Source organism: Flavobacterium aquicola, assembly GCF_003385115.1.
Lineage (GTDB): Bacteria > Bacteroidota > Bacteroidia > Flavobacteriales > Flavobacteriaceae > Flavobacterium > Flavobacterium aquicola.
The window spans coordinates 178110-190785 of the sequence record NZ_QUNI01000006.1 but is presented as its reverse complement, the minus strand read 5'-3'; the positions used below and the strand labels follow the sequence as shown (position 1 = coordinate 190785).

16 protein-coding genes and 4 tRNA genes are annotated in these 12676 nt (G+C 34.6%); 19 read left to right on the top strand and 1 reads right to left on the bottom strand.

Annotation, left to right across the window (positions count from 1 at the left end; genetic code table 11):
• The first annotated feature begins 1 nt into the window (after position 1).
• From C8P67_RS12180 to C8P67_RS12170, 3 genes are all read left to right on the top strand, one after another.
• A complete protein-coding gene (locus tag C8P67_RS12180; RefSeq protein WP_115813450.1) occupies positions 2-484 on the top strand; it encodes a 3'-5' exonuclease in 483 nt (160 codons plus the stop codon).
• A 110-nt stretch (positions 485-594) separates the two neighbouring features.
• Complete coding sequence (locus C8P67_RS12175; RefSeq protein ID WP_115813449.1) at positions 595-1866, top strand: DUF2851 family protein; 1272 nt, start codon at positions 595-597, stop codon at positions 1864-1866.
• Positions 1867-1951: 85 nt separating this feature from the next.
• A complete protein-coding gene (locus C8P67_RS12170; protein ID WP_115813448.1) occupies positions 1952-2179 on the top strand; it encodes a PspC domain-containing protein in 228 nt (75 codons plus the stop codon).
• Positions 2180-2250: 71 nt separating this feature from the next.
• On the opposite strand, the gene C8P67_RS12165 is transcribed toward C8P67_RS12170, so the two are convergent.
• Positions 2251-3702 (bottom strand): amino acid permease, encoded by a 1452-nt coding sequence (locus tag C8P67_RS12165; protein WP_115813447.1) that lies wholly within the window; start codon positions 3700-3702, stop codon positions 2251-2253.
• Positions 3703-3975: 273 nt separating this feature from the next.
• Here C8P67_RS12165 and C8P67_RS12160 point away from each other — a divergent pair, with 273 nt between their 5' ends.
• The 16 genes from C8P67_RS12160 to rplL all read left to right on the top strand — a co-directional run bounded on the left by C8P67_RS12160 (position 3976) and on the right by rplL (position 12554).
• Entirely contained in the window at positions 3976-4860 is an 885-nt protein-coding gene (locus tag C8P67_RS12160; protein ID WP_115813446.1) for a ComEA family DNA-binding protein, read from the top strand.
• An 18-nt stretch (positions 4861-4878) separates the two neighbouring features.
• On the top strand, positions 4879-6018 hold the full coding sequence (locus tag C8P67_RS12155; protein WP_115813445.1) for an acyl-CoA dehydrogenase family protein: 1140 nt from the start codon (positions 4879-4881) through the stop codon (positions 6016-6018).
• A gap of 244 nt (positions 6019-6262) precedes the next feature.
• On the top strand, positions 6263-6460 hold the full coding sequence (gene rpsU, locus C8P67_RS12150) for a 30S ribosomal protein S21 (RefSeq protein ID WP_115813444.1): 198 nt from the start codon (positions 6263-6265) through the stop codon (positions 6458-6460).
• 73 nt (positions 6461-6533) lie between these two features.
• On the top strand, positions 6534-7433 hold the full coding sequence (locus C8P67_RS12145; RefSeq protein WP_115813443.1) for a tyrosine-type recombinase/integrase: 900 nt from the start codon (positions 6534-6536) through the stop codon (positions 7431-7433).
• Positions 7434-7467: 34 nt separating this feature from the next.
• A complete protein-coding gene (gene hpf, locus C8P67_RS12140) occupies positions 7468-7770 on the top strand; it encodes a ribosome hibernation-promoting factor, HPF/YfiA family (RefSeq protein WP_115813442.1) in 303 nt (100 codons plus the stop codon).
• A gap of 91 nt (positions 7771-7861) precedes the next feature.
• Positions 7862-7935: transfer RNA gene (locus C8P67_RS12135), tRNA-Thr, on the top strand.
• Between the two features lie 66 nt (positions 7936-8001).
• Positions 8002-8085, top strand: a tRNA-Tyr gene (locus C8P67_RS12130).
• Between the two features lie 58 nt (positions 8086-8143).
• Positions 8144-8215: transfer RNA gene (locus C8P67_RS12125), tRNA-Thr, on the top strand.
• Between the two features lie 54 nt (positions 8216-8269).
• Positions 8270-9457, top strand: coding sequence for an elongation factor Tu (gene tuf / locus C8P67_RS12120; RefSeq protein ID WP_115813441.1), 1188 nt, complete (start codon positions 8270-8272; stop codon positions 9455-9457).
• A gap of 55 nt (positions 9458-9512) precedes the next feature.
• A tRNA-Trp gene (locus tag C8P67_RS12115) sits at positions 9513-9583 on the top strand.
• An 18-nt stretch (positions 9584-9601) separates the two neighbouring features.
• Entirely contained in the window at positions 9602-9796 is a 195-nt protein-coding gene (gene secE / locus C8P67_RS12110) for a preprotein translocase subunit SecE (protein ID WP_115813440.1), read from the top strand.
• Positions 9797-9805: 9 nt separating this feature from the next.
• A complete protein-coding gene (nusG, locus tag C8P67_RS12105; RefSeq protein WP_077370832.1) occupies positions 9806-10357 on the top strand; it encodes a transcription termination/antitermination protein NusG in 552 nt (183 codons plus the stop codon).
• 66 nt (positions 10358-10423) lie between these two features.
• Entirely contained in the window at positions 10424-10861 is a 438-nt protein-coding gene (gene rplK / locus C8P67_RS12100; protein WP_115813558.1) for a 50S ribosomal protein L11, read from the top strand.
• Positions 10862-10874: 13 nt separating this feature from the next.
• Positions 10875-11564: a 50S ribosomal protein L1 gene (rplA, locus tag C8P67_RS12095; RefSeq protein WP_115813439.1), complete on the top strand. Its 690-nt coding sequence runs from the start codon at positions 10875-10877 to the stop codon at positions 11562-11564.
• Between the two features lie 22 nt (positions 11565-11586).
• The gene (rplJ, locus tag C8P67_RS12090) at positions 11587-12087 is read left to right on the top strand and encodes a 50S ribosomal protein L10 (RefSeq protein ID WP_115813438.1); all 501 of its coding nucleotides are present in this window, start codon (positions 11587-11589) and stop codon (positions 12085-12087) included.
• A gap of 95 nt (positions 12088-12182) precedes the next feature.
• Positions 12183-12554, top strand: a complete 372-nt coding sequence (rplL, locus tag C8P67_RS12085; RefSeq protein ID WP_115813437.1) for a 50S ribosomal protein L7/L12 — start codon at positions 12183-12185, stop codon at positions 12552-12554.
• The last annotated feature ends 122 nt before the right edge of the window (positions 12555-12676 follow it).

The window sequence follows — 12676 nt, the reverse complement described above, 5'->3', positions numbered from 1 at the left end:
CATGACCTTCACTGCTATAGATTTTGAAACTGCAACCGCTTACCATCCTTGTTCAGTGGGTATTGTTACTGTCGAAAACGGAATTATTGTGGATGAGTTTGTGACTTTAATCAAACCTCCCAATAACGAATATAATCCCTTCACGATTCGGGTTCATGGAATATATCCAAGAGACACAGTAAACGCTAAAACCTTTAAAGAAGTCTTTCCTGAAATTCAAAGAAGACTTCAAAATAGAGTTGTAGTAGCCCACAATGAAAGCTTTGATAGAAACGTTTTGGCCAAATCGATGGCACTTCATGATCTCAATTACGATGATTTAAATATTGGTTCGCGTTGGGAATGTACTGTGAAAATATACAAGTCTAAAGGATTTAAACCAACAAAACTTAGTGATTGCTGTCGTGAAATGAATATAACGCTAGACCATCATGAAGCCTTATCTGATGCGAGAGCTTGCGCAAAGTTATATTTATTTAGGTAGTACTTTTGATTAGTATAATTATTTTTTTATTTTGTAAGTTAAGTTTTCTGTTTTTTTTACTACTTTAGTTTAACAGTTTAGTAATTAAGTAGTTTAAAAAACGAAACAGCATGAAGGAAGATTTTCTGCATCATATTTGGAAGTTTAAAAAGTTTAATACTTTAAATCTAAAAACATACAATCAAGAGGAAATCATAATTAGTCATGTGGGTCAGTATTTAGAGTTGGCAGGACCAGATTTTTTCAATGCGCAAATAACAATAGGAAACCAAAAGTGGGCAGGAAATGTAGAAATCCACGTTAAATCTTCTGATTGGTATGTGCATAACCATGAGAGAGATGCAGGTTATGAAAATGTAATATTACATGTAGTTTGGGAACATGATCTTGAGATTTTTAGAAACGATAATTCTGAAATCCCCGTTCTCGAACTCAAAAACTATGTTGCTCCTGTAACTCTCAATAATTATCAAAAGCTATTGGCTCCAAAATCTTGGATTTTTTGCGAAAAGCAATTAAAGGAGATTCCTCAATTTACATTAACTAATTGGCAGGAGCGTCTGTTTTTTGAACGTTTAGAAAGAAAATCAAAACCCATTTTAGAATTATTAGAAGCGACAAACAATGATTGGGAAAGCGTTTTGTTTTGTCTTTTGGCTAAAAATTTTGGATTAAATACGAACGGAGAAGTGTTTCTTAAAATTGCCCAAATTATTCCTTTTTCAATAATCCGTAAAGAATGTTTTGAAGTTGAAAATCTGGAAGCTTTATTGTTTGGGACAGCTGGTTTATTGGATAGGGAGAAAGAGGATTCTTACTTTAAGGACTTGAAATTTCGATATTTTTATCTGTTGCATAAATATCAAATAGAAAAAAGTTTTATTGAGCCAGTGCAGTTTTTTAAGCACCGCCCTGATAATTTTCCAACGATTCGGCTTTCACAATTGGCGAATTTATATCACAAACAGCAAAATCTGTTTTCTAAAATAAGCAGTTTGAATTCCCTTGAGGCTATTTATGAAATTTTTGGTGTTTCGGTTGCACTATATTGGCAGACTCATTATCAATTTGACAAAGAAAGCCCAAAGAAAAAGAAATCTTTGACTAAATCTTTCATTGATTTAATTATACTGAATACTATTATTCCGATTCAATTTGCTTATGCCAAAAGTCAAGGTAGAGAAGATTCTGAGGATTTGATTACTATGCTGAATGAAGTTGAAGCTGAGAAGAATTCAATTATGGAGAAATTCAGTTCTTTTGGATTAAAGCCAAAAAATGCGTTTGAAACCCAATCGTTATTACAGCTCAAAAATGAATACTGCAGTAAGAATAAATGCTTAGATTGCGCTATTGGCGTAGAATTGCTAAAAGCACATTGATTTAGGATGTCGTTTTTGTTTATTGATGTCAAATTCATTTCAATACTAAATCTGAAATTTTGTAATTTTGTAAAAATATGGAATTATGCGAGCAGTAGTAAAATTGAAATTTTTTTTGGAAAGATATGGTTTCCATGTATCATCCCGATTAGCTGATAAATTAGGAATGCGTGTTACAAACGTTCGTTTGTTTTTTATTTACATCTCTTTTGTAACTGCAGGTTTAGGATTTGGAGTATATTTAACCTTGGCTTTTTGGATTAGGCTGAAAGATTTGGTTCGAGCCAAAAGAACTTCAGTTTTTGATTTGTAAAATTAAATATAAAAAAAAAGGGATTTTAAAGTTTAACTGCTTTAAAATCCCTTTTTTATTTTCCAGAAAAATTAATTTTCTGTATTGTTCAATTTACTGTTTTTCTTACCATATAAGAAGTAGATTGCAACTCCTAAAGCCATCCAGACAACAAGTCTAATCCAGCTTTCGTTAGGCAATGAATACATTAATGCCAAACAGATTATAATTCCAGCAATTGGAACAAACGGAACTAGTGGGGTTCTAAATGATCTTGGAGCATCTGGCATTTTTTTACGCATAACCATAACGCCGATACAAACTAAGACGAAAGCTAATAAAGTTCCAATACTTACCATGTGACCTAAATCACTTACAGGAACAAGACCTGCAAATATACTTACAAAAACCAAAAAGAAAAGATTAGTTTTCCATGGAGTACGGAATTTAGCATGAATAGAGCTGAAAAATGGAGGTAGTAAACCATCTTTACTCATAGTATAAAACACACGGCTTTGTCCCATAAGCATTACTAGCATTACTGAAGTATAACCGGCTAAGATAGCAACGATTAATCCAGTTTGTAAAAAGTCATATCCTGTTTTTGCAAAAGCAGTAGCTGCAGGTTTCGCATCACCAGCAAATTCTTTATAGTTTACTAAACCAGTCATTACGTGAGCAAAAAGTACATATAATAAAGTACAGATTATTAATGATCCTAAAATACCAATTGGCATTCCTTTTTGAGGGTCTTTTGCTTCTTGGGCTGCAGTAGATACAGCGTCAAAACCAATGAAGGCAAAAAATACAGTTCCTGCACCGGCAGCAATACCACTCCATCCAAATTCTCCAAAAACTCCTGTGTTTTCTGGGATATATGGAGTATAGTTTGCAGTGTCAATAAAACTCCATCCTAAAACGATGAAAATAACAACTACAGCTACTTTTACAACAACTAAGAAGTTGTTCAATGAAGCAGATTCCTTTGTTCCTCTAATTAATAATAAAGAAAGCATTGATACTATGAAGATAGCTGGCACGTTTATAATACCGCCTTCAACTATTGTACCATCACTTAGTTTTAGTGTTTCCCAAGGTGAGCATATAAATTCATGGGGGAGATGTATGCCATATTTGTTCAATAACTCGAGTAGATAACGTGACCAGCTTACGCCGACCGTTGCTGCTCCTAAAGCGTATTCTAAAACTAAATCCCAACCAATAATCCAAGCCATAAATTCACCCATTGTAGCATACGAGTAAGTGTAGGCGCTTCCTGCTACGGGAATCATTGAAGCGAATTCCGCATAGCAAAGACCTGCAAATGCACATCCAACGGCTGCTAAAATAAAAGATAAAGTAACTGCTGGTCCAGCATGTTCTGCAGCTGCAATACCTGTTAACGAGAATAATCCGGCTCCAATAATGGCACCAACTCCCAAAGCAACAAGCGATCGTGAAGATAAGGTTCTTTTTAAGCCTTTTTCAGATTCGGATGCTTCATCAAGCAATACCGAAAGTGGTTTAGTTTTCCAAATTGACATACTATAATATATTGGTTAATTTTTATTAAGTTCCAAATGTATCGTTTTTTATAAAAAATAAAAACAATTATTCTCTTTTAAGTTATAAAAACTTTAATATTTAACTTAAAATCATGTGAAATTTTGTTAAAACATTGAATATAAGTTAGTTGAATTTTATTTAAAGATGAAATAAATAATTATTAAAAAAGGTGCAGTTTGATATTTTTCTTAATAAAATGATTTTCTTTATCTTACTTTATAATTAAAAAGAAACTAAAGGATATTTATGATATGAATTTTAGACAGCAAATTGTATTTTTAAAATTTACTAAGCAGCAGCGGATTGGAATTTTTTCGCTTTTTGCTATCATTATTATTTTGCAATTGGTTTATTTTTTTGTTGATTTTAATTCATTCAAAGAAAATAGTCCGGATAAACAGAAGTGGTTGGCTTTACAGACAGAAGTCGACTCATTAAAATTGATAAAATCCAATGAAAGACAGGTAATGTATCCTTTTAACCCAAATTTTATTTCTGATTATAAGGGGTACAAATTAGGTATGTCTGTAGTAGAAATTGATAGGCTTTTAGCTTTTAGAAAACGGAATAAGTTTGTTAATTCTGCCAAAGAATTTCAAGACGTAACAAAAGTATCTGATTCATTATTAAATGTGATGACTCCCTTTTTTAAATTCCCGGATTGGGTAAATCATAAAAAAGATTCCAAAGAATATAAGTATGCTTCGAATTCGGCTTTTGCTAAAAAAGAAAAAATAACAATTATCGATATTAATCAGGCTGTACAAGAAGATTTGATTAAGATAAGCGGTATTGGTGAGGCAATTTCACTTCGGATTTTAACTCAGAAAGAAAAATTAGGAGGCTTTGTTTCGATGGAACAGCTAAAGGAGGTTTGGGGATTATCGCCAGAGGTAATCTTGAATTTAAATAAACATTTTGCGGTTATCAAAATGCCCAGCTTGAAAAAAATAGACATTAATAACGCTTCTTTAAAGGAACTTTCACAGTTTTATTATTTCAAACAGGATTTAGCACGGCAGATTGTGAAATACCGAAGCATGAATGGTGATTTTAAAAATATTGAGGATTTGATAAAAATTAACAGCTTTCCTGTTGAAAAAGCAAATTTTATTAGTTTATATTTGAGCTTTTAATATTAATGATATTTTATGATGAATTTTGATTATAACGAAACACAGTCTTTAATAGCGCAATCTATAAAAGATTTTGCAGAGAAAAACATAAGACCTTACATAATGGAGTGGGACGAAGCGCAAATTTTTCCAGTACAGCTCTTTAAAAAATTAGGAGAAATGGGATTTATGGGTGTTTTGGTTCCGGTTGAATTGGGTGGTTCTGGATTGGGATATCATGAATACATTACGATAATAGAAGAGATTTCAAAAGTCGATCCTTCCATCGGATTGTCGGTAGCGGCTCACAATTCATTATGTACGAATCATATTTTAACTTTTGGAAATGAAGAGCAAAAGAAAAAATGGATTCCAAAATTAGCCACAGGCGAAAATATAGGAGCTTGGGGTTTAACAGAACATAATACAGGATCCGATGCTGGCGGAATGAATACAACTGCTGTTCGGGATGGTGATTTTTGGGTAGTAAACGGAGCAAAGAACTTTATTACTCATGCTATTTCCGGCGACATAGCTGTTGTGGTTGTGCGTACAGGTGAGAAAGGTGATTCAAAAGGAATGACTGCATTTGTATTCGAGAAAGGAATGCCAGGATTTACGTCTGGTAAAAAAGAAAATAAGTTAGGAATGCGTGCCAGCGAAACTGCTGAATTGATTTTTGATAATTGCCGTATTCCAGACGCTAATAGATTAGGAGAAGTAGGGAAGGGATTCGTTCAGGCGATGAAGATTCTTGATGGCGGACGTATTTCAATTGGCGCTTTGTCATTAGGAATTGCCAAAGGTGCCTATGAAGCAGCTTTAAAATATTCAAAGGAAAGACATCAGTTTGGTCAGCCAATATCCGATTTTCAGGCAATTTCTTTTAAATTGGCAGATATGGCAACCGAAATTGAAGCATCAGAATTATTGCTTCACAAAGCAGCTTTTCTCAAAGAACAGCACAGGCCGGTAACTATATTGGGGGCAATGGCCAAAATGTATTCGTCTGAGGTTTGTGTAAAAATTGCTAATGATGCTGTCCAGATACACGGCGGTTACGGTTATACTAAGGATTATCCTGTAGAAAAATTTTATCGAGATTCGAAGTTATGTACTATAGGTGAAGGAACTACTGAGATTCAAAAACTGGTAATATCAAGAAATTTACTGAAATAGTCAGTTGGGCGTGCCCCCGTTGAGCAAAGGGGCTTACTTATCAAGCTGCATATATAGCCCCTTTGTTCAACGCTGTCAGGCTGTCCGCGTTACTTCGGTAACTTGCTTCCATCCTTCACGCGTGACCAAGAAAATTTTGATTTATACCCGTTATTAAAATGAATTCAAAAAAAGTAAAATAAAATGCTCTAGTTTCAAAATAATGTTTAATTTTGCGCACTTAACGAAAGGGGGTGATAAAATTATGTTAATTATACCAATTAAAGACGGAGAAAATATCGATAGAGCACTTAAGCGCTACAAAAGAAAATTCGATAAAACTGGAACTGTAAGACAATTAAGAGCGCGTACTGCTTTTATTAAGCCGTCAGTTACAAATAGAATGAAATTCCAAAAAGCAGCTTATATCCAAGGATTAAGAGATAGTATCGAGAATATCTAATACTTCACTGCATTTTAAAATAAATTACCGTTAGTAATTAAAGTTTCTTAACTTTGATGCTAACGGTTTTTTTATGACTACAAATAATAAAGATGCATTTAGAAATTATCTGCAGCTCGAGAAAAAATATTCCCCTCATACGGTAAATGCTTATTTAAATGATATCTCCTATTTTGAGGTGTTTAATAAGGAGAATTTTGATCAGGATGTAATTGATCAGGTAAATTACAGTCAGATTAGAAGCTGGATTGTTTCGCTTGTTGATGACGGAGTCTCTAATACTACTGTAAATAGAAAAATAGCTTCCCTAAAAGCTTTTTATAAATTTCTTTTAAAAATAAAACAAATTCAGGTTAATCCTTTGTTGAAGCATAGGGCTTTAAAAACAGAAAAAAAACTTCAGATTCCTTTTTCGGAAAAAGAATTGGTTGAGGCTTTATCTAATAATTCTGTTCCTGAAGGATTTCAAGAGGTGAGGGATAAGCTTATTGTGGAATTGTTTTATGCTGCCGGAATCCGAAGAGCAGAGCTGATTCATTTAAAGCTTTCGAATGTGAATTTTATGGCCGGTACTATAAAGGTGTTAGGGAAGAGGGGTAAGGAGCGGATTCTGCCTGTTTTGCCAGTTGTAATAGAGCAGTTGGTGCTGTATATAAAAGAGCGCTCACTGTTGGATGTGATTGATGATGATGAGTATTTATTCATTACAAAAAAAGGGTTAAAATTGAGTGATTCTTTTGTGTATCGATTAATAAATTCATACTTTAGTGCTGTCTCGGAAAAGGTAAAAAAAAGTCCTCATATATTAAGACATACATTTGCGACTCACTTATTAAATAACGGGGCTGATTTAAATTCAGTTAAAGAATTATTAGGACATTCTAGTCTTGCTTCTACTCAGGTGTATACTCACAGCAGTTTGTCGGAACTCAAAAAAGTATATCAGGAGGCTCATCCTAGAAATAAAAAATAATTCAAAAAATGTTTAACCATTAAATAGATTGATTATGAAGGTAAATGTTCATGCAGTTAACTTTACTGTTGACAAAAAGCTAGTGGATTTCGTTCAGGAAAGAATGGATAAATTGGAGAAATATTATGACAGAGTTGTCTCTTCAGATGTTTTTTTGAAAGTAGAAAAGACAAGTGAAAAGGAAAATAAAAATGTTGAGATAAAGATTAATGTCCCCGGAGATGATTTTTTGGTTGAAAAACAGTGCAAATCCTTTGAGGAAGCAGTCGAGCAGGCGGCGGAATCTCTAGAGCGATTGCTGGTAAAACGTAAAGAAAAGTTAAGAACACATATTTAATTGAATTTTTTTTCAAAAAATGTTTTGATTAAAGGATAAAATATCTACATTTGCAGTCCGTTAGAAATAGCGGACTTTTTTTATTGAAATCGCCAGCGTAGCTCAGTTGGCTAGAGCAGCTGATTTGTAATCAGCAGGTCGTGGGTTCGAGTCCCTCCGCCGGCTCTTTTTTGTTTCAAATTCGATTTGAAACGCGTTCTTTAAAGTATTGGAATTTTAATAAAAAAAAATGGGGAGATACTCAAGCGGCCAACGAGGGCAGACTGTAAATCTGCTGTGTGAACTTCGCAGGTTCGAATCCTGCTCTCCCCACCAAATAATTTGAGATTTAGAATTCTAAATTGAAAATTGTAAAATCCTTAACAAGGATTCTGCCGACTTAGCTCAGGGGTAGAGTGCTTCCTTGGTAAGGAAGAGGTCACGGGTTCAATTCCCGTAGTTGGCTCAAGTAAGTAGGAAATTGAAATAAATATATAAACTAGATTAAAAATTAAGTAAAATGGCAAAAGAAACCTTTAACCGTTCGAAACCGCACTTAAATATTGGTACGATCGGACACGTAGATCACGGTAAAACTACTTTAACAGCAGCAATCACAAAAGTGTTATCTGATGCTGGTTACTGTCAAGCAAAATCATTTGATCAAATTGATAATGCTCCTGAAGAAAAAGAAAGAGGTATTACAATTAATACATCACACGTTGAGTACGAAACTGCTAACCGTCACTACGCACACGTTGACTGTCCAGGTCACGCGGATTACGTAAAAAACATGGTTACTGGTGCTGCTCAAATGGACGGTGCTATCCTTGTTGTAGCTGCAACTGACGGACCAATGCCACAAACTCGTGAGCACATCCTTTTAGGACGCCAGGTTGGTATTCCTAGAATGGTAGTTTTTATGAACAAAGTGGATATGGTTGATGATGCTGAGCTTTTAGAGCTTGTTGAAATGGAAATCAGAGACTTATTGTCTTTCTACGAATATGATGGTGACAACTGTCCGGTTATTCAAGGTTCTGCTTTAGGTGGATTGAATAATGATGCTGCTTGGGTTCCTAAAATTCTTGAATTAATGGATGCTGTAGATTCTTGGATCGAAGAGCCAATCCGTGATACTGAGAAACCATTCTTGATGCCAGTTGAGGATGTATTTACAATTACTGGTCGTGGAACTGTTGCTACAGGTCGTATCGAAACTGGTATTGCTAATACAGGAGATGCTGTTGAAATCATTGGTATGGGAGCTGAAAAATTAACTTCTACTATTACTGGAGTTGAGATGTTCCGTAAAATCCTTGATAGAGGTGAAGCTGGAGATAACGTAGGTTTATTGTTAAGAGGTATTGATAAAGAATCTATCAAAAGAGGAATGGTTATCATTAAGCCAGGATCTGTTAAACCACACGCAACTTTCAAAGCTGAGGTATATATCTTGAAAAAAGAAGAAGGTGGACGTCACACTCCATTCCATAATAACTACCGTCCACAGTTCTACGTTCGTACAACTGACGTAACAGGAGTTATTACTTTACCAGAAGGTGTAGAGATGGTAATGCCAGGTGACAACTTAACTATTAATGTTGCTTTGTTAAGCCCAATCGCAATGAGCGTAGGTTTACGTTTCGCTATCCGTGAAGGTGGTAGAACTGTAGGTGCAGGTCAGGTAACTGAAATTGTAGCTTAATACTATATAAATACCAAAACCAGTGTCGTTTTGATGACACTGGTTTTTATTAACTACGGGCGTAGTTCAAGGGTAGAATAGCGGTCTCCAAAACCGTTGATGGGGGTTCGAATCCCTCCGCCCGTGCAAAATAAACTAATCACTATGAAAGTTGTTAATTATATATCAGAATCATTTGAAGAATTAAAATCAAATGTAACTTGGCCGGAATGGGCTGAAGTGCAGCGTCTTACAATCGTTGTCGCTGTGTTTTCAGTGGTATTTGCTTTAGCAACATGGGGAACAGATGAAGTATGTGCAAAAACATTAGCTATATTTTTTAACTGGATAAAAGCATAATTTTTTGTAATGGCTGATAATAATATAAAAAAGTGGTATGTCGTTCGTGCGGTAAGCGGGCAGGAAAATAAAGTGAAAGCTTATATCGAAACAGAAATAGCTCGTTTAGGAATGAGTGATTATGTTTCGCAAGTTCTTGTGCCTACTGAGAAAGTGGTTACTGTAAAAGAAGGTAAAAAATTATCAAAAGATAAGGTTTATTTTCCAGGTTATGTTATGTTGGAAGCAAATCTAGTTGGAGAAATTCCTCATATTATAAAGTCTATTACTAGTGTTATTGGTTTCTTAGGCGAAACAAAAGGCGGTGAGCCAGTTCCGTTGAGAATGTCAGAAGTAAATAGAATGTTAGGTAAAGTTGATGAGTTAGCTGTCAATACAGATACTCGTTCAATTCCTTTCAACTTAGGAGAAACTATTAAAGTGATCGATGGACCTTTTAATGGATTTAACGGTACAGTTGAAAAAATTAATGAAGAAAAGCGTAAACTTGAAGTAATGGTGAAAATTTTCGGAAGAAAAACACCTTTGGAGTTAAGTTTTATGCAAGTAGAAAAAGTATAATTTTTGTTACATCTATAATAACCACTGCAGTCGCTTCCAATGATTGTGGTGTTAAATTTTTTAAAAATGGCTAAAGAAATTAGTAAGGTAGTTAAACTACAAGTTAAGGGAGGTGCTGCGAACCCGTCGCCACCGGTTGGACCTGCTTTAGGAGCTGCTGGGGTAAACATCATGGAGTTCTGTAAGCAGTTTAATGCTAGAACTCAGGATAAACCTGGCAAAATATGCCCAGTACAAATTACTGTGTATAAAGACAAATCATTTGATTTTGTTGTAAAGACTCCTCCAGCTGCAGTACAGTTAATGGAAGCAGCAAAGCTAAAGTCCGGATCAGGTGAACCAAATCGTAAAAAAGTAGCTAGCGTTACTTGGGATGTTATCAAAGCAATTGCTGAAGATAAAATGGTAGATTTAAATGCATTCACAATCGAATCTGCTATGAGCATGATTGCTGGAACAGCTAGATCTATGGGTATAACTGTATCAGGAGATTCTCCTTTTTAATTAAGAGAAAGACATGGCAAAATTGACAAAAAAGCAAAAAGAGGCTGCTTCAAAAATTGAAAAGAACAAATTATACTCTTTGAAAGATGCTGCTGCATTGATTAAAGAGGTTGCTTCTGCAAAATTTGATGAGTCTGTTGATATCGCAGTTCGTTTGGGTGTAGATCCAAGAAAAGCGAATCAAATGGTGAGAGGTGTAGTAACCTTGCCTCACGGTACAGGTAAAGATGTTAAGGTATTAGCATTAGTTACTCCAGATAAAGAAGCGGAAGCTAAAGAAGCTGGAGCAGATTATGTTGGTCTTGATGATTACCTACAAAAAATTAAAGATGGTTGGACAGATGTTGATGTTATCATCACTATGCCTGCTGTTATGGGTAAATTAGGTCCATTAGGTCGTATTTTAGGACCTAGAGGTTTAATGCCAAACCCTAAAACAGGTACTGTAACTATGGATGTTGCAAAAGCTGTTGCAGAGGTGAAAGCTGGTAAAATTGACTTTAAAGTTGATAAAACTGGTATCGTGCACGCAGGAATCGGTAAAGTTTCTTTTGGAGCTGAGCAAATTTATGACAATGCACACGAAATTATTCAAACATTAATCAAACTTAAACCAACTGCTGCTAAAGGTACATACATCAAAGGTATTCACCTTACAAGCACAATGAGTCCAGCAATTGCTTTGGATCCTAAAGCAGTATAATTGGTAGTTAATAATTTTTAGTATGACTAGAGAAGAAAAATCAATCGCGATTGAAGATTTAACTGCACAGTTAGCTGGTACAAACATTATTTATGTATCTGATATTTCTGGGTTAGACGCAGAAACAACTTCAAACTTGAGAAGAGCTTGTTTTAAAGCAGGTATTAAATTAGAGGTAGTAAAAAATACTTTGCTTGCAAAAGCAATGGAAGCTTCAGATAATGATTATGGAGATTTACCTTCTGTATTAACAGGTAATAGTGCTATATTTATTGCTGATGTTGCAAACGCTCCTGGAAAAATCATCAAAGATTTCAGAAAAAAATCTGCAAAACCTGTATTAAAAGGTGCTTATATCAATTCTGAAATTTACATTGGAGATGATCAGTTAGATGCATTAGCAACTATTAAATCTAAAGAAGAGCTTATCGGTGAAATCATTGGATTATTACAATCACCAGCTCAAAGAGTTATTTCTGCTTTACAAAATCAATTCGCTAACAGCGAAGAGGCTGAAGCATAATACTCAAAATGAGGAAATTTATTTCCTTGTTGCTTAAAATAGCGCACAATAAATAAATTATATTTTTACAAATCATTTTAAAAAAGATAGAAAAAATGGCAGATTTGAAACAATTCGCAGAGCAATTAGTTAATTTAACTGTAAAAGAAGTTAACGAATTAGCAACAATATTGAAAGATGAGTACGGTATCGAACCAGCTGCTGCAGCTGTAGTAGTTGCTGCTGGTGGTAGTGAAGGTGCTGCTGAAGAAGCTCAAACAGAATTTACAGTTGTATTGAAAGAGGCTGGTGCTTCTAAATTAGCTGTTGTAAAATTAGTTAAAGAACTTACAGGTTTAGGTTTGAAAGAAGCTAAAGATGTAGTTGACGGTGCTCCAAGTAACGTTAAAGAAGGTGTAACTAAAGAAGAGGCTGAAGGTCTTAAAAAATCTTTAGAAGAAGCTGGAGCTGTTGTTGAATTAAAATAATTCACTTCGCTTTAGAGAATAGGTTTAGGTCTTGGATTCATATCCAAAGGCCTAAACCATTTTTCGTATAATAAAATTATACTCTAAAAGTTATCTTAAAGAGTCTTGAATACGAAATAGCT